The sequence below is a fragment of the Xanthomarina arctica genome, assembly GCF_014638915.1.
In the GTDB taxonomy this organism is placed as follows: Bacteria; Bacteroidota; Bacteroidia; order Flavobacteriales; family Flavobacteriaceae; genus Xanthomarina; species Xanthomarina arctica.
This window is the reverse complement of sequence record NZ_BMFQ01000003.1, coordinates 482,157-501,164: the sequence shown is the minus strand read 5'-3', so window position 1 is coordinate 501,164 and position 19,008 is coordinate 482,157. Positions and strand designations below refer to the sequence as shown.

8 protein-coding genes are annotated in these 19,008 nt (G+C 34.9%); 3 read left to right on the top strand and 5 right to left on the bottom strand.

The features are described 5' to 3' along the window. Positions 1 to 84 precede the first annotated feature (84 nt). From rpoB to IEV77_RS13395, 3 genes are all read left to right on the top strand, one after another. A complete protein-coding gene (rpoB, locus tag IEV77_RS13405) occupies positions 85 to 3,897 on the top strand; it encodes a DNA-directed RNA polymerase subunit beta (RefSeq protein WP_188466250.1) in 3,813 nt (1,270 codons plus the stop codon). Between the two features lie 74 nt (positions 3,898 to 3,971). Further along, complete coding sequence (gene rpoC / locus IEV77_RS13400; protein ID WP_188465668.1) at positions 3,972 to 8,273, top strand: DNA-directed RNA polymerase subunit beta'; 4,302 nt, start codon at positions 3,972 to 3,974, stop codon at positions 8,271 to 8,273. Positions 8,274 to 8,353: 80 nt separating this feature from the next. Continuing rightward, positions 8,354 to 8,671, top strand: coding sequence for a DUF3467 domain-containing protein (locus tag IEV77_RS13395; RefSeq protein WP_188465666.1), 318 nt, complete (start codon positions 8,354 to 8,356; stop codon positions 8,669 to 8,671). Between the two features lie 178 nt (positions 8,672 to 8,849). Here IEV77_RS13395 and IEV77_RS13390 read toward each other — a convergent pair whose 3' ends face one another. The 5 genes from IEV77_RS13390 to IEV77_RS13370 form a co-directional block, all read right to left on the bottom strand. Beyond that, the gene (locus IEV77_RS13390; RefSeq protein WP_188465664.1) at positions 8,850 to 9,083 is read right to left on the bottom strand and encodes a (4Fe-4S)-binding protein; all 234 of its coding nucleotides are present in this window, start codon (positions 9,081 to 9,083) and stop codon (positions 8,850 to 8,852) included. A gap of 165 nt (positions 9,084 to 9,248) precedes the next feature. Further along, on the bottom strand, positions 9,249 to 11,114 hold the full coding sequence (locus IEV77_RS13385; RefSeq protein WP_188465662.1) for an OmpA family protein: 1,866 nt from the start codon (positions 11,112 to 11,114) through the stop codon (positions 9,249 to 9,251). Positions 11,115 to 11,124: 10 nt separating this feature from the next. Then, positions 11,125 to 12,063 (bottom strand): PorP/SprF family type IX secretion system membrane protein, encoded by a 939-nt coding sequence (locus tag IEV77_RS13380; RefSeq protein WP_308419221.1) that lies wholly within the window; start codon positions 12,061 to 12,063, stop codon positions 11,125 to 11,127. 5 nt (positions 12,064 to 12,068) lie between these two features. Continuing rightward, a complete protein-coding gene (locus tag IEV77_RS13375; protein ID WP_188465658.1) occupies positions 12,069 to 17,093 on the bottom strand; it encodes a T9SS type B sorting domain-containing protein in 5,025 nt (1,674 codons plus the stop codon). Positions 17,094 to 17,241: 148 nt separating this feature from the next. Further along, positions 17,242 to 18,897, bottom strand: coding sequence for a LysM peptidoglycan-binding domain-containing protein (locus IEV77_RS13370; RefSeq protein ID WP_188465656.1), 1,656 nt, complete (start codon positions 18,895 to 18,897; stop codon positions 17,242 to 17,244). Positions 18,898 to 19,008: the final 111 nt, after the last annotated feature.

Below are 19,008 nucleotides of genomic sequence, written 5' to 3'. Positions count from 1 at the left end.
ACTCTCCAAGACCTAGACCATTTGTCGTATATAGCCAGTAGGCTATAACCAAACATTTTTTTTTAATCAAAATTTCGCCCATTGATGTTAGTAACACAAGCTGAAAGATTAAATTTCTCGTCTATTGTCAATAGAACAGAGTATCCGGATTTTATGGATATTCAGATTAAATCCTTCCAGGATTTTTTCCAGTTAGAAACTAAATCAGAAGAAAGAGGTAATGAAGGTCTTTATAATACCTTCATGGAAAACTTCCCAATAACAGATACACGTAATCAATTTGTTCTAGAATTCTTAGATTACTTTATCGATCCACCTAGATATTCCATAGAAGAATGTATTGAAAGAGGATTAACTTATAGCGTTCCATTAAAAGCAAGGTTAAAACTGTATTGTACAGACCCTGAACATGAGGATTTCGAAACCATTGTTCAAGATGTGTATTTAGGTACCATACCTTACATGACACCTTCTGGTACTTTTTGTATCAACGGTGCAGAACGTGTAGTAGTTTCTCAATTACACCGTTCTCCTGGTGTGTTTTTCGGTCAATCTTTTCATGCAAATGGAACCAAACTATATTCTGCAAGAGTAATTCCTTTTAAAGGTTCTTGGATTGAATTCGCTACAGATATCAATCAAGTAATGTATGCGTATATCGATCGTAAGAAAAAATTACCTGTAACAACATTATTTAGAGCTATTGGTTTTGAACGTGATAAAGACATTCTGGAAATTTTTGACCTTGCTGAAGAAGTTAAGGTTTCTAAAGCTGGATTAAAAAAAGTGCTAGGTCGTAAGCTTGCAGCTCGTGTACTTAATACATGGCATGAAGATTTTGTTGATGAAGATACTGGTGAAGTAGTTTCTATTGAACGTAACGAAATTATTCTTGATCGTGATACCATTCTTGATAAAGACAATATTGAGGAAATTCTTGAAACTAGCGTAAAAACTGTTCTTTTACACAAAGAAAGTGCGCAACAAGGAGATTATGCAATTATTCATAATACGCTTCAAAAAGATCCAACAAACTCTGAAAAAGAGGCTGTTGAACATATTTACAGACAACTACGTAATGCTGAGCCGCCAGATGAGGAAACAGCACGTGGTATTATTGATAAATTATTCTTTAGTGACCAACGTTACTCTTTAGGAGAGGTAGGTCGTTATAGAATGAACAAAAAATTAGGTCTTGATATTGGAATGGATAAGCAAGTGCTTACCAAAGAAGATATTATTACTATTATTAAATACTTAATCGAATTAATTAACTCTAAAGCAGAGATTGATGATATTGATCACTTATCTAACCGTCGTGTACGTACAGTTGGTGAGCAATTATCTCAACAATTTGGAGTTGGTTTAGCTCGTATGGCTCGTACTATTCGTGAGCGTATGAATGTTCGTGATAACGAAGTATTTACTCCTATCGATTTAATTAATGCTAAGACGTTATCGTCTGTTATTAATTCTTTCTTTGGAACAAACCAATTATCTCAGTTCATGGATCAAACCAATCCTCTTGCAGAAATTACGCACAAGCGTCGTTTATCAGCACTAGGACCAGGTGGTTTATCTCGTGAAAGAGCAGGTTTCGAAGTACGTGATGTTCACTATACGCACTACGGAAGACTTTGTCCAATTGAAACTCCTGAGGGACCAAACATTGGATTAATATCTTCACTTTCAGTTTTTGCTAAGGTTAATTCAATGGGATTCATTGAAACACCTTACAGAAAAGTAACTGATGGAGTTGTAGATATTAAAAGCACTCCTATATATTTAAGTGCTGAGGAAGAAGAAGATCAAATGATTGCTCAAGCAACTGTTAAGGTTGATGAAAATGGAAAGATTCTTCACGATAAGGTAATTGCTAGAATGGAAGGCGATTTCCCTGTTGTAGATCCTACACAAATTCATTATACAGATGTTGCACCTAATCAAATTGCTTCAATTTCTGCATCTTTAATTCCTTTCTTGGAACATGATGATGCGAATAGAGCCTTGATGGGATCTAACATGATGCGTCAAGCGGTTCCTTTATTACGTCCGCAAGCTCCTATTGTTGGAACTGGATTAGAAAGACAAGTAGCTTCAGATTCTCGTGTATTAATTAATGCTGAAGGAAATGGTGTTGTTGAATACGTTGATGCAAACGAAATTACTATTAAGTACGATAGAACTGAGGACGAAGCTAAAGTAAGCTTTGAAAGCGATGTTAAAACATATCCACTTATTAAGTTTAGAAAAACCAACCAAGGAACATCTATCAACTTAAAACCTATTGTAGAAAAAGGTGATAAAGTTGTTAAAGGTCAAGTTCTAAGTGAAGGTTATGCTACTCAAAAAGGGGAATTAGCTTTAGGTAGAAATATGAAAGTAGCCTTTATGCCTTGGAAAGGGTATAACTTTGAGGATGCAATTGTAATTTCAGAAGAAGTAGTAAGAAATGATGTTTTTACATCGATTCATATAGATGAGTATTCTTTAGAAGTTAGAGATACAAAACTAGGTAACGAAGAACTAACAAACGATATTCCTAACGTTTCAGAAGAGGCTACTAAAGACCTTGATGAAAACGGAATGATTCGTATTGGTGCTGAAGTTAAACCTGGAGATATTCTTATTGGAAAAATTACTCCAAAAGGAGAAAGTGATCCAACCCCTGAAGAAAAATTATTACGTGCTATCTTTGGAGATAAAGCTGGAGATGTTAAAGATGCATCTTTAAAAGCGTCACCTTCATTAAATGGTGTAGTAATTGACAAAAAACTTTTTGCTCGTGCGGTTAAAGATAAACGCAAACGTGCAAAAGATAAAGAAGATATCACTCAGTTAGAAGGTGTTTACGATAGAAAATTCGACGATTTAAAAGAAGTTTTAGTAGATAAACTTTTTACAATTGTTGGTGGTAAAACAGCTCAAGGTATCTTTAATGATTTAGGTGAAGAAGTTTTACCAAAAGGTAAAAAGTACACACTTAAAATGTTAAATTCTGTAGATGATTATACGCATTTAACTTCTGGTGTTTGGACAACAGATGATAGTACTAACAAATTAGTTGCCGATTTAATTCACAACTACAAGATTAAAGAAAACGATTTACAAGGTTCTTTACGTCGTGAGAAGTTTACTATTTCTGTAGGAGATGAATTACCAGCAGGTATTATTAAACTTGCTAAAGTATATATCGCTAAAAAGCGTAAACTTAAAGTAGGTGATAAAATGGCAGGACGTCACGGTAACAAAGGTATTGTTGCACGTATCGTTCGTCAAGAAGATATGCCTTTCTTAGAAGATGGAACTCCAGTAGATATTGTATTAAATCCACTTGGTGTACCTTCTCGTATGAATATTGGGCAGATTTACGAAACTGTTCTTGGTTGGGCTGGACAAAAATTAGGACGTACCTATGCGACGCCAATTTTTGATGGTGCAACACTAGATCAAATTAACGGATTTACAGATGAAGCTGGAATTCCAAGATTTGGACATACCTATCTTTATGATGGTGGAACAGGAGATCGTTTTGACCAACCTGCAACAGTTGGAATCATCTATATGTTGAAATTAGGACATATGGTTGATGATAAAATGCACGCACGTTCAATTGGACCATACTCATTAATTACACAACAACCTCTTGGTGGTAAAGCACAATTTGGAGGTCAACGTTTTGGAGAGATGGAAGTTTGGGCACTTGAAGCGTATGGAGCATCTGCAACATTAAGAGAAATATTGACCGTTAAATCTGATGATGTTATTGGTAGAGCTAAAACTTACGAAAGTATAGTTAAAGGTGAGCCAATGCCAGAACCTGGATTACCTGAATCTTTCAACGTACTTATGCACGAATTGAAAGGACTAGGACTAGACATTAGATTAGAAGAGTAAAAAAATAGTATTCAGCCAACAGTATGCACTGAACACTGTGCACTGTTGGTTTGAAAACTGAAGACTTAAAAAAGATGGCAAGAAAACAAGATAAGAATACAGTACAGAGATTTAACAAAATCTCCATTGGTTTAGCATCACCAGAATCTATTTTAGCAGAATCTCGAGGTGAAGTTTTAAAACCAGAAACTATCAATTATCGAACACATAAACCTGAACGTGATGGTTTATTTTGTGAGCGTATTTTTGGTCCTGTTAAGGATTTCGAATGTGCTTGTGGAAAATATAAAAGAATTCGCTACAAAGGTATTATTTGCGACCGTTGTGGTGTTGAAGTAACAGAAAAGAAAGTACGTAGAGATAGAGTAGGGCATATCAACTTAGTTGTTCCTGTTGCTCATATCTGGTATTTCCGTTCGTTACCAAACAAAATTGGTTACCTTTTAGGCTTACCTTCTAAGAAATTAGATATGATTATTTACTACGAACGTTATGTAGTAATTCAATCGGGTATAGCTCATAATGCTGAGGGTGAACCATTACAAAAAATGGATTTCTTAACAGAAGAAGAATACTTAAACATTCTTGAAACACTTCCAAAAGAAAACCAATATTTAGACGATTCAGATCCTAATAAGTTTATTGCTAAAATGGGAGCTGAATGTTTAATCGATTTATTAGCTAGAATTGATTTAGATGCTTTGTCATTTGAATTACGTCATAAAGCGAATACTGAAACGTCTAAACAACGTAAAACGGAAGCTTTAAAAAGACTTCAAGTTGTTGAAGCTTTACGCGAATCGAACGAAAACAGAGAAAATCGTCCAGAATGGATGATTATGAAAGTTATTCCAATTATTCCGCCAGAATTACGTCCTTTAGTGCCACTAGATGGAGGTCGTTTTGCAACGTCTGATTTAAATGACTTATATCGTCGTGTAATTATTAGAAACAACCGTCTTAAAAGACTTGTTGAAATAAAAGCACCAGAAGTTATTTTACGTAACGAAAAACGTATGTTGCAGGAATCTGTAGATTCGTTATTCGATAATACACGTAAATCTTCAGCTGTAAAAACAGATTCTAACAGACCTTTAAAATCTTTATCAGATTCTTTAAAAGGTAAGCAAGGTCGTTTCCGTCAAAACTTACTTGGAAAACGTGTTGATTATTCAGCTCGTTCGGTAATTGTTGTTGGACCAGAATTAAAATTATTTGAATGTGGATTGCCAAAAAATATGGCAGCAGAATTATACAAACCTTTTGTAATTAGAAAGTTAATTGAAAGAGGAATTGTAAAAACTGTAAAATCTGCAAAGAAAATTATAGATAGAAGAGAGCCTGTTGTTTGGGATATTTTAGAGAATGTTTTAAAAGGACATCCAGTTCTTTTAAATCGTGCTCCTACCTTACACAGATTAGGTATTCAAGCGTTTCAACCTAAATTGATTGAAGGTAAAGCAATTCAGTTACATCCACTTGTAACAACTGCATTTAATGCCGATTTCGATGGAGATCAAATGGCTGTTCACTTACCATTAGGACCAGAAGCTATTTTAGAATGTCAACTATTAATGTTGGCTTCTCATAATATCTTGAATCCTGCAAATGGTTCGCCAGTTGCAGTACCTTCTCAGGATATGGTTCTTGGTTTATATTATATGACTAAAGAGCGTGTATCTACAAAAGATGTACAAATTAAAGGTGAAGGTTTAACATTCTATTCTCCGGAAGAGTGTGTTATTGCTTACAATGAAAAACGTGTAGAATTGAATGCCTCTATTAAAGTTAGAACATACGACTTTAATGAAGCTGGAGAATTAACATTACAAATTATAGCTACAACTGTAGGTCGTGTATTGTTTAACCAAACAGTACCGCATGCAGCTGGGTATATTAACGAAGTACTTACTAAGAAATCATTAAGAAATATTATTGGTGATATTTTAAAAGTAACTTCTGTTCCTGAAACTGCTGATTTCCTTGATGAAATTAAAAATCTTGGATATAGTTTCGCCTTTAAAGGTGGATTATCATTTAGTTTAGGAGATATTATTATCCCACCAGAAAAGCAAGATATGATTGACTCTGCTAACAAGCAAGTTGATGGTATTATGGCTAACTATAACATGGGTCTTATAACAAACAACGAACGTTATAACCAAGTTATTGATATCTGGACATCTACAAATGCTGAGTTAACCGAGTTATCCATGAAACGTATTCGTGAAGATCAACAAGGATTTAACTCTGTGTATATGATGCTTGATTCTGGAGCTCGTGGATCTAAAGAACAGATTCGTCAGCTTACAGGTATGCGTGGATTAATGGCTAAACCTAAAAAATCTACAGCAGGTGGTGGAGAGATTATTGAAAACCCGATTCTTTCTAACTTTAAGGAAGGTCTTTCAATTTTAGAATACTTTATCTCTACTCACGGTGCTCGTAAAGGTCTTGCCGATACAGCACTTAAAACTGCAGATGCTGGTTACTTAACACGTCGTTTAGTAGATGTTTCTCAAGACGTTATTGTAAATAGTGTTGATTGTGGAACTTTAAGAGGTGTTGAAGTAACTCCTTTAAAGAAAAATGATGAAATTGTTGAAACTTTAAAAGAGAGAATTGTAGGTAGAATTTCTTTAAATGATGTTTACGATCCTTTAACAGACGAATTATTAGTTGCTTCTGGCGATTTAATTGATGAAGTTGTTGCTAAATCTATTGAAGCATCACCTATAGAATCTGTAGAAGTTCGTTCTCCATTAACATGTGAGGCTAAAAAAGGAATTTGTGCTAAATGTTACGGACGTAATCTTGCAACAAATAAAATGGTGCAACGTGGAGAAGCAGTAGGAGTTGTGGCAGCACAATCTATTGGAGAACCTGGTACTCAGTTAACATTACGTACATTCCACGTAGGTGGAATTGCAGGAAACATTTCAGAAGAAAATAAATTAGCCGTTAAGTTTGACGGTATTGCTGAAATCGATGACCTTAAAACTGTTAAAGGAGAAGATAACGACGGAAAACCAATTAACATTGTAATCTCTAGAACATCTGAATTAAAACTTGTAGATAAAAAGACAGGTATTACTTTAAGTACTAATAACATACCTTACGGTTCTACCGTGTTTACTAAGAGCGGAGACGCACTTAAAAAAGGAGATGTTGTTTGTTCTTGGGATCCATATAACGGTGTAATTATTTCTGAATTTGCTGGAAAAGTACGTTACGAAAATATTGAACAAGGTATTACTTACCAAGTTGAAATAGATGAGCAAACAGGTTTCCAAGAAAAAGTAATTTCTGAATCTAGAAATAAAAAGTTAATCCCAACGCTTCATATTGAAGATTCGAAAGGAGAGACTATGCGTTCTTATAACTTACCAGTTGGAGCTCACTTAATGATTGACGATGGTGATAAAATTAAAGTTGGTAAAATTTTAGTTAAAATCCCTCGTAAATCTGCTAAATCTGGAGATATTACAGGAGGTTTGCCACGTGTTACCGAATTATTCGAAGCGCGTAATCCTTCTAATCCAGCTGTAGTAAGTGCTATTGATGGTGTTGTTTCTTTTGGTAAAATTAAGAGAGGTAACCGTGAGATCATTGTAGAATCTAAATTAGGTGACGTAAGAAAATACTTAGTGAAATTATCTAACCAGATTCTGGTACAAGAAAATGATTTCGTTAAAGCATGTATGCCACTTTCTGATGGTTCTATTACACCAAACGATATCTTGAATATTAAAGGCCCTTCTGCTGTACAACAGTATTTGGTTAACGAAGTTCAAGAAGTATACCGTTTACAAGGTGTGAAAATTAACGATAAGCATTTTGAAGTTGTTGTAAGACAAATGATGCGTAAAGTTAGAATTATAGATTCTGGTGATACAACTTTCTTAGAAGATCAATTAGTTCATAAATCAGATTTCATTGAAGAAAATGATGAAGTTTTTGGAATGAAAGTGGTTGAAGATTCAGGAGATTCTGCAACAATCAAAGCAGGACAAATTATTACACCTCGTGACTTGAGAGATGAGAATTCTATTCTTCGTAGAGAAGATAAGAACCTTATTGTTGCTAGAGATGCACAACCTGCAACTGCAACGCCAATTTTACAAGGTATTACTAGAGCATCGTTGCAAACTAAATCGTTTATCTCTGCGGCTTCCTTCCAGGAAACAACCAAAGTTCTTAACGAAGCAGCTGTTAATGGTAAAATAGATACTTTAGAAGGACTTAAAGAAAACGTAATTGTAGGTCATAGAATTCCAGCAGGAACAGGTATGAGAACTTATGAGAACATTATTGTAGGTTCTAAAGAAGAATTCGACGAAATGATGCAAGCTAAACAAGAAGTTAATTACAATTAATTTTTTGTGTATTCATTCAATCATAAATAATTAAAAGAATCCTGCACTAGCAGGATTCTTTGTTTAAAACGATACATAAAATGTCAGACGAAAAAAAACAACAAAAGCCAGGACAAATAAACATTGAATTGGATGAGAAAGTAGCAGAAGGGACTTATTCTAACTTAGCTATTATTAACCACTCTGTTTCAGAGTTTGTAATAGATTTTGTAAGTATCATGCCTGGAACTCCAAAAAGTAAGGTGAAATCTAGAATTATACTAACACCGCAACACGCTAAGAGATTATTTAAAGCTTTAGGTGATAATGTTAGCAAATTTGAAAATGCTCATGGAGAAATTAAGGATTACGAGCAACCTCCAATACCTTTAAACTTTGGTCCAACTGGTGAAGCTTAAAATTTATACGAAATACTAAATCTTGATTTTAGATGGTTGCTCGAAATATTTAATTACGAGCAAGCTCCAATACCTTTAAACTTTGGTCCAACTGGTGAAGATTAAGAGATTGTATTAATTATAAAAAAATCCCATTGAAATTGTTTTCAATGGGATTTTTTGCTTAAAAATTTAAATTTTAGCAGGCTTCCTTTTTATTCATACAATAATCTAATGCTCCCGAGGGACACTTTTTTATTTGTTTAATAATTTTTTTTGTGGAAGCACCATCAAGGTCTATCCAAGGAATAACAGATTCTCTAAAAACATTTGAAAGTTCTCTTGCACAACGCTCGGCGTGAATGCAAACTCTTGGATTGTAGGTTACAGTAATGTCATTATTACTGAAAACATTGGGGTTGTTTGTTTCCATAAGTAGATCATTATTTGGGGTTATAATCTTACGTAAATATTAAAAAACGACTTATTATTCTGATAACAAGTCTTTTAAATGTATTAAAAATTAGATAGACTGCCAATTTATTCTGAGTTATTAGATGAATGACCTAAAAATTAACAAATAGGTAGTTTTCCAGACCTATTTTTTAATAATAAATTCACAACGTCTATTAATTGAATGTTCTTCTTCAGTACAATTTTCACCACAATCCACTAATAACTGACTTTCGCCATATCCTTTAGACGTTAATCGATTTGCTGGGATTCCTTTAGAAAGGATATAATTCATGGCAGATTTTGCTCTATTATCAGATAAAATCATATTGTAATCATAAGAGCTTCGGTTGTCTGTATGGGCGCCAAGTTGAACTTCCATTCGAGGATACTTTTCCATTAAATTAACAAGAATATCTAATGTTTTACCTGCATTTGGTTTAATATCCCATTTGTTAAGATCGAAATAAATATTCTCTAATTCTATGTAAATATAGCCATCTTCCTTTTCTACAATAAGTTCTTCAGCATCGTCATAGGATTCAATCTCTAATTCTATGTTTAATTCAATTTTACCTGAATCGTCTGTTTCAAAATCAACCGAACTTGGAATATAAAAAGGTCTATAGCCTTCAATTTTAAATTTACTATATGGTTTTACTCTAAAAGAATATCTTCCATCTTCACCTACTTGAAAAGAATCGATGGCTTTATTGTTTTCATCCAATAGCGTCACCATTGTTTCAGGAAGTATGTCCTTCGTGTTTTTATCTCTTACAAATCCTTCAACAATTAATTTTCTATCATTTTTATCTCTTGTAAAATAATATAACTGATCTTTCCCATCTCTGTTTGAGGATGTAAAACCTGTGTTATCTTCTATATTTACGATAAATGAAAAGTCATCCAAATTGCTATTTATAACATTTCCTAAGTTTAAAGGTGTGCTCCATTGAAAATTATTCAATTCACACACAAAAATATCTAAACCACCTAAGCCTTGTAAACCGTTTGATGAGAAGTATAAATCTCCAGATTCAGAGATATATGGAAATTGTTCTAATTTAGACGTATTAATAGAAGGTCCTAGATTAATAGGATTACCATATACATCTCCAGCGATATCTACATAATAAATATCAAAAGACCCTTTTCCTCCGGGCATATCACTTGAAAAATAAAGTTTTGAATTATCATTGTTTAATGCCGCATGTTGTATTGAATAAAACTCACTAGAAAAAGGCAACTCTTCAATTTCAGACCATTCATTCTCTATTAATTGAGCTTTAAATAATCTGACAGTGGCAATTTTCTGATCTCCTATTTTAACGCGTTTATCTCCCGTTCTAGAAAAATACATAGTCTTCCCATCTTTAGTTAGAATCGCACTACTTTCGTGAGTTTTTGAATTTAACTCGTCATTAAATGGAACAATATCTTCCAGCGTACCATTTTCATTAAAAGTGGCTGTATAAAGGTCTAGATATGGTTTTTCGTTCCAATTATAAACAGAGCCATCCGCATTTCTAGAAGATGAAAAAGCTAGTTGATCTCCAAAATAAGTAATCCCGAAATCTCCAGATTGTGAGCCTTCAGTGATTGGTTTTAAATTATAAATAAAAGGGTTAGCTAGATTAACTTTGTTAATAAAGGATGGTGTTTGAATATTTCGGTCTTTATAAACAGACATCATAGAATCTGCTTTAGTTACATTATCAATACCGTATAATGCTTGTGCATATTTAAAATAGACCTCGTTAGACGTATCCGCTTTAGAAGCAATTGCTTTAGAATAGTTCTCGGCTGCTTTAGCCATATTAGAATTAAAGTAATAAGCGTCTGCTAGATTTACTAGTAAGCTATCGGGAATATCTATTTCTTCGTAAATGGCAGCAGCTTGTACATAAGACCTATCCATAAATAATTTATTTGCCTTTTTAAGTTTAGCATTCTGAGAATGTGCTACTTGGCAAAAAGATAATAAGAGAAAAAACAGTTTAAATATTCTCATAATAATTATTTTAAAAGAATCTTGGGGATTTATCGTAGCCTTTACCAGACTTCGAAAGATTTATCAATAAGATGATTTCGTGTGAGCCTGAATTAAAATCACCTAAATTGGAAATAGTATAATCATAGGCATAGCCAATTCTGACTGATTTTGATACGCTAAAATTTGCTAAACCACTAATAGCATCACCAAATCTATAACCAATACCAAACTCAACAAATTCATTAATCAGAACATTCGCAGTTAAATCAAAAGAAATAGGGGCTCCAACAACTCCAATGGCCATAAATGCAGGTTTCAATTTTAAGTTTTTATTTAAGTTGAAGACATATCCACCTGTGAAAAACATATGAATTTCTTCGCTAGCTTCTGATGCAATGCCACTGCTATCCTTAATATATTTTGACTTTAATAAGTTAGGAGCAGATAATCCTAAATAATAATTTTCTGAAAAATAATAGGCGCCCACTCCAATGTTTGGAAATGTTCTATTAATATTTTCTGAAAACGTTGGATCTGGAGCAGAATCTGAATACTCAAACCCACTGAAATCAGTTGAATAAAAAGATACTCCGGCTTTAACACCTAAAGATAAGTTAGCTTTAGTGCTAACTGGAATAACATAGGCTATATCCGCAAATAAATTGGTGTTTTTTACAACATCACCAATTTCATCGTGATAAATGGATATTCCTCCTTCAACTCTGTCGGTAATGGTGGAATGTGCAAAGAAAGATCCCGTTGAAGGAGATCCAACTGCCCCAACCCATTGGGATCTGTACAGTAATCCAAAATTTATTACCTCACTGTCATTGGTAGCGTAAGCGGGGTTAATCAGACTCATATTATACATGTATTGTGTATATTCAGGATCTTGCTGACCATAGCTAGTAAAAATACTTCCTATCAGAAATATAAAAGCGGGTATGATGTTTCTATTATTCAGCATTTGCATTACATGTTTAAATATACGCGACCTTGAAGTGGTTCTCGGTTGCCATCATTAAATTCTAAAATGAAGAAATAAACTCCTACTGGAACAATGGAGTCTCCTAAACTGGAACCTGTATTTGATTTGCCATCCCAATCAGGTGTGTTTATATTTCCATTGTATAGTTTATTACCATATCTATTAAAAATAGTTAATTTGAAATTTGGATATAATTCATCTAAATGATTAATATGAAAAGTGTCGTTTATATTATCTCCATTTGGAGAGAACCCATCAGGGATTAATAAATCCTCTATACATTCATCAAGTTCTACGGTAACAGCTAGTCTAATTAAACTTGGACAATTTTGTGATGTTAGAATTGATGCATAATAAGTTTCTCCATCTATTAGTAATGTATTTGGCGGAATGATATTGCCATTTTCACTACTGTCATACCATGTTAAGTCACCACTGTTTGTAATATTGTTAGATAAGTCTTCAATTGTAGGCTCATCGCTTACACAAAATACATTTCCTTGATCTATAAGAACCGGAGTGATACTTACATAAACTTCGAAATTTATTGGGATGATCAATGAGGTATCTGCACCACAATTGCTAGATTCAGATATGAAATCTATAATTGTTAGCTCATATTCTCCAGTAATGGTAAATGCATCAGCCAAGATAACAAAGTTACCTTCACCATTATTGATGGTTACAAGAGCAGAACCTGTGAAGATATCTGCACCAGTTACGTTATAAATTATTAAATAGTTGCCATTGTCGAGTGCATTTGCATTTGTAATAGTAATAATAAGATCTTCTCCTTCACAAATGTTATTTAGACTTAATTCAAGGCCGGTTGCATCTGGTAATTCAGAAATAGTTACTGTTACTTCAGCAGAATCGGATAAATCACATAGTCTATTGGTAACAGAATACGTATATGTTCCGGGTGCATCAATAGCAGGATCAAAAATGCCAGAACCACTGTTAAGAGCAGGTAGCCAGGTTCCACCAGAAGTGGGTGCGCCGCCTAAACTATTGAATAAATCGTATGTATTGGTATCACCTTCACAAATTCCAAGACTTCCATCTATTCCAGCAACTGGAGCGGCTACAATAGATACCGTTACCGAAGCCGAAGCATCATTACAAACGGGACTTGAACTTGTTACCGTATAAGTATATGTTCCAGCAGTATCAAGAGCAGGGTCGAAAACTCCAGTGCCGCTATTAAGACTAGGCGACCAAGTTCCACCAGAATCAGGAGTACCACCCAGACTATTAAATAAATCGTAAGTGTTTGAGTCGTCTGGACAAATCTCAAGAATTCCATTAAGTCCAGCTACAGGAGCAGTTATTAAAGACACCGTTACCGAGGCCGAAGCATCGTTACATACGCCATTAGAACTTACTACAGTATAAGTATATGTTCCAGGTGCATCAAAAGCAGGGTTAAAAAGCCCCGTACCGCTGTTTAGAGCAGGCGACCAAATGCCTCCAGTGTCAGGCGTACCACCAAGACTATTAAATAAATCGTATGTATTGGTGTCATCTTCACAAATATCAAGGCTTCCATCAATACCAGCTAGAGGAGGTTCAATAAAAGACACCGCTACTGAAGCTGAAGCATCAATACAAGTAGATCCAGATCTTGAGACCGTATAAGTATATGTTCCTGGCGCATCAATAGCAGGATCAAAAAGTCCAGTGCCACTGTTAAGCGTAGGCGACCAAGTTCCATCAGAGTCTGGTGTACCACCTAAGCTATTAAATAAATCGTATGTATTGGTGTCATCTTCACAAATCTCAAGACTACCATCAGTACCAGCCTCAGGTTGCATCACAAAAGAGACAGTTACCGAAGCAGAAGCGTTGTTACATGTGGTGCCAGAACTTGCTACAGTGTAAGTATATATTCCAGGCGCATCAAGTGCAGGATCAAAAATCCCTGTCCCACTATTAAGAGTCGGCGACCAAGTTCCGCCAGAGTCAGGTGTACCATCAAGACTGTTAAATAAATCGTATGTATTAGTATCATCTTCACAAATCTCAAGACTACCATCATTACCCGCTATTGGAGGTGTAATAAAAGATACTGTTACTGTAGCCGAAGCATCATTACAGGTCGTATTAGAACCTACTGTATACGTATATGTTCCAGGTGCATCAAGAGCAGGATCAAAAAGTCCCGTGCCACTGTTAAGAGCTGGAGACCAAGTTCCACCAGAGTCAGGTGTCCCACCTAAACTATTAAATAAATCGTATGTATTGGTGTCATCTTCACAAATCTCAAGACTTCCATTATTACCCGCTAAAGGAGGCGTCACAAACAAAACAGTTACAGAAGCCGAAGCATGACTACAAGCAGGATCTGTACTATTTACCGTATAAGTATAAGTTCCAGGAGCATCAAGAGCAGGATTGAAAATCCCAGTGCCACTATTAAGAGTCGGCGACCAAGTTCCGCCAGAGTCAGGTGTACCACCAAGACTGTTAAATAAATCGTATGTGTTGGTGTCATCTTCACAAATCTCAAGACTACCATCAATACCCGCTATTGGAGGTGTAATAAAAGATACTGTCACCGAGGCTGAAGCATCATTACAGGTAGTATTAGAACCTACTGTATAAGTATATGTTCCAGGTGCATCAAGAGCAGGATCAAAAAGTCCTGTGCCACTGTTAAGAGCTGGAGACCAAGTTCCACCAGAGTCAGGCGTACCACCTAAACTATTAAATAAATCGTATGTATTGGTGTCATCTTCACAAATCTCAAGACTTCCATTATTACCCGCTACAGGAGGCGTCACAAACGAGACATTTACAGAAGCCGTAGCATGACTACAAGCAGGATCAGAACTATTAACTGTATATGTATATATTCCAGGAGCATCAAGAGCAGGATTGAAAATCCCAGTGCCACTATTAAGAGTCGGCGACCAAGTTCCGCCAGAATCAGGTGTACCACCTAAACTATTAAATAAATCGTATGTGTTGGTGTCATCTTCACAGATCTCAAGACTACCATCATTACCCGCTATTGGAGGTGTAATAAAAGATACTGTCACCGAGGCTGAAGCATCATTACAGGTAGTATTAGAACCTACTGTATAAGTATATGTTCCAGGTGCATCAAGAGCAGGATCAAAAAGTCCTGTGCCACTGTTAAGAGTAGGAGACCAGGTTCCGCCAGAATCAGGTGAACCACCTAAACTATTAAATAAATTGTATGTATTGGTGTCATCTTCACAAATCTCAAGACTTCCATCGGTTCCAGCTACAGGTGGAATTATAATAGCCACCGTTACGGAAGCCGAAGCATTACTACAAGCAGGATCAGAACTAAAGACGGTATAAGTATAAGTTCCAGGAGCGTCAAGAGTAGGATCGAAAAGACCCGTTCCACTATTTAAAGAAGGTGCCCACGTTCCGCCTGCATCAGGTGTACCACCTAAATAGTTAATTAAATCATAGGTATTAGTATCGTCTTCGCAAATCTCAAGACTTCCATCATTACCTGCCACAGGAGGAATAATAATAGATACTATTACGGTTGCCGAAGCATCAAGACACGCTGGATCAGCGCTAAAGACAGTATAAGTATATGTGCCAGGTGCATCGAGAGCTGGATCGAAAAGCCCAGTGCCACTGTTAAGAGTAGGAGACCAAGTTCCACCAGAATCTGGTGAGCCACCTAAACTATCAATTAAATTGTATGTGCTGGTATCATCTTCACAGATCTCTAGACTACCATTGTTACCAGCCACCGGAGGTGTTGCAAAAGACACTGTTACTGAAGCTGACGCATTGCTACAAGCAGGATCCGAACTATTAACTGTATATGTATATATTCCTGGGCCATCAAGAGTGGGGTCGAATAAACCAGTTCCACTGTTAAGAGTAGGAGACCAAGTTCCACCAGAATCCGGTGAGCCACCTAGACTATTAAATAAATCGTAAGTATTAGTATCCGCTTCACAAATTTCAAGACTTCCATCATTACCTGCTTCCGGAGGTGTAATAATAGATACTGTTACCGTAGCCGAATCATCACTACATGCAGGATCGGGACTGTAAACGGTATAAGTATAAATTCCCGGAGCATCCACGGCTGGATCGAAAACGCCTGTGCCACTGTTAAGAGGTGGAGACCAAATGCCACCTAAATCAGGAGTACCATTAATACTGTCAATTAAATCGAAAGTATTCGTATCATTTTCACAAATCTCCAGACTCCCATCAAATCCAGCGCTAGGCTGAATTAGGAATTGAACTATAACTTCTAATCTAGCAAAACTTTCACATGGAGGATCTGATATTGTTGCATAATAACTTTCTCCATCCACTAATGTGGTGGTTGGGTCTAAAGGGGACGCAGAAGATTCTGAAGCGTACCATTGAATATTATTACCATTGGCAACTAATTCTGAAACAGTTGGTAGGCCGAAATCAGGAAGCAAACAAAAAGTTTGTATAGAATCTCCAGTAGGAGCAGGGACTATACCTACATTAACCAGAACTGATAATCGAGAGGATCTACAACTTGCATCTGGGCTAGCTTGATTTGCATAATAAATGGTATTGTCCATCAAAATTGTAGTAGGACTTAACGGCAAAACACTTGTTGGACTTAGATACCATTGAACATTATTTCCAGTTACAACAAGATTTGAAATGGTGGCATCATTAGCATCTACAACACAAACTCCCTGAAAATTTAATCCTGTAGGTGGTCCAATAATTGCTACCACTACACGGCCTCTTACGCCACAACTTCCAGTGTTATCGTCTGCAAAATAATCTTGACCATTAATTAGGGAAGTAGAACCTGCCAAAGGTGTGGTAGAAGTAGCGGTATCATACCAAAAGACTCCTCCACCGTTGTTAGTAGCTTGTAAATCTGAAACTAGAAGTGATTCTAAGTCACAAAAATTTTGAGTAGAATCTACAATTGTTGGACATTGTGCATGGGAAAACAATATATTTCCTAAAAACACAAATATGAAAACAACGAAAAATGGTTTGGGGTTAGTCATTGGGTTCAGAGTATAATACCTTAAGCTGCTAGTTATTTTACTATATTATTCAATTCTTAATTAAAATTATTGGATAAATATACGATAAAATGTTTAATTTCATAGATAAACGGTAAAAATATCTATTTTTTAAATTATAGTTGATAAACTATAACTTAATTTGCTTGAAAGTATCTAATAAGAAACTGTCTGAAGTGTCATCAAAACGATAGATGTAAACAGTATTATTGTTGAACTGCAAATTTATATTGTCATATTCCAAAGGTATTCCCAGAGTAGAGAAGTTATAATTTTTAAAATTCTCATAGTCATTAAAATAAATTTGAGAAAGTGCATTATGAACCATTATATATCCGAAAGTGATATCATTACTATCCGTTAAATTCACATTTTCTGTATAATTATTTAACAGAAGCTTTTTTTGATTGTAAAACGAAGGAGAAAAAGAAGATGGATAGATGAGTTTAAGAATACGAAATCGTTTACTAGAGACCTTACGTTCTTCAGGAATGTATTTTGAATTTAAAACTACAAGTTCAATATTATAATTTGACAATTGTTTTAAGAGTGTATTTGTTGCACTTAAGAAAACCCCATCTCTCTCACTTTCAATAATAATATAGTTATTTGTATTTGTAGCTAAAAGATCTATTAGGTCTTGACTATTAAAAACTCCTTTACTATTGACCTGTATTGTTTTTAGATTTGAGATTTGACCTTCAACAAAAGCTTTGGTATCATTTTTATCTTTATCATAAATAAGGATTGTATTTCCATCATTCTTATTTAGATACTTAGTGATTCCGTATCGCATTTTAACCTCTTCCGTTAACCCAGTATAATTAATGGATTTTGGATTTCCGTCCACAAGTGATGAAATGCTCAAATAGTTAGTGTTATTATCTTCTAATACCAATGGTTGAATGATAAAACTTGAATTAAGAGTATCGGCGTTTTCTAAAAAAGTTAAATTTAATGAATCACTTAAACTAATGTTTATATTAGGAATATCTTTTTTTATAGAATCGATAGCCATTTGCATCCCAATTCTATAATTTTTGACAAATTCAGACTGGTTACTAGAATTTACAAGATCAGTATTCCAAAATAATTGCGTAGAAATGGTTTGTTTTGGAGCTGAGGAAGCCACTCCAGATATATTTTTATTAATTCCATTGGAACTTGGCATTTTTATGGTGCTTCCAACGATAAAACCTTCAGAAAGTTGCGGATTTAACTTAAGGAACTCATCCATGCTCATTCCTGCTTTTGTGGACAAGCTATAAAGAGTCTCTTTAGATTTTATAACATAGTCTGTATATTCACTAATGTTTTCGGTATTGGAGTTAGGACTGTCATTAATTATAACTTCAGATTCCTCATTAACTGTTATGATTTCTCTTTCCGTAGTAACGTAAGTAGGGTTGTTATTAGTAGAAGTATGTACTAAATCTCCAGCTATTAATACGGGAACTGTGTTTGGGTTGAGTCTTTCAAATTCAGCCACTGACATTCCAAACCTCTTTGATAAACTCCATTTGGTGTCATTATCCTGTACCATATAAGAGTTTGAATTTTTTAAGGATTGTGAAGAATCAGGTATTCTTAAGGTTTCTCCAACTATAATAGCTTTATCTGAACCAGGGTTTAGCTGATAAATAGCATCCATGCTAACTTGATATTTTAGAGAAATTCTATAGACATTTTCGCCACTTGTTACTACATGTGAAATATAGTTGCTTTGAGAGAATCCCAAAACACTACCAAAAATGCAAAAAATATAAAGGTTAAAAATAAATTTCATTTAGTTGAAAATAATTAATTAGGGCATATTTATAGTCAATATATAAAAATATCTAATATTTTAAGGTACAAGGTGACTTTATTATTCTATTTATAAAAAGATTTTTATAGA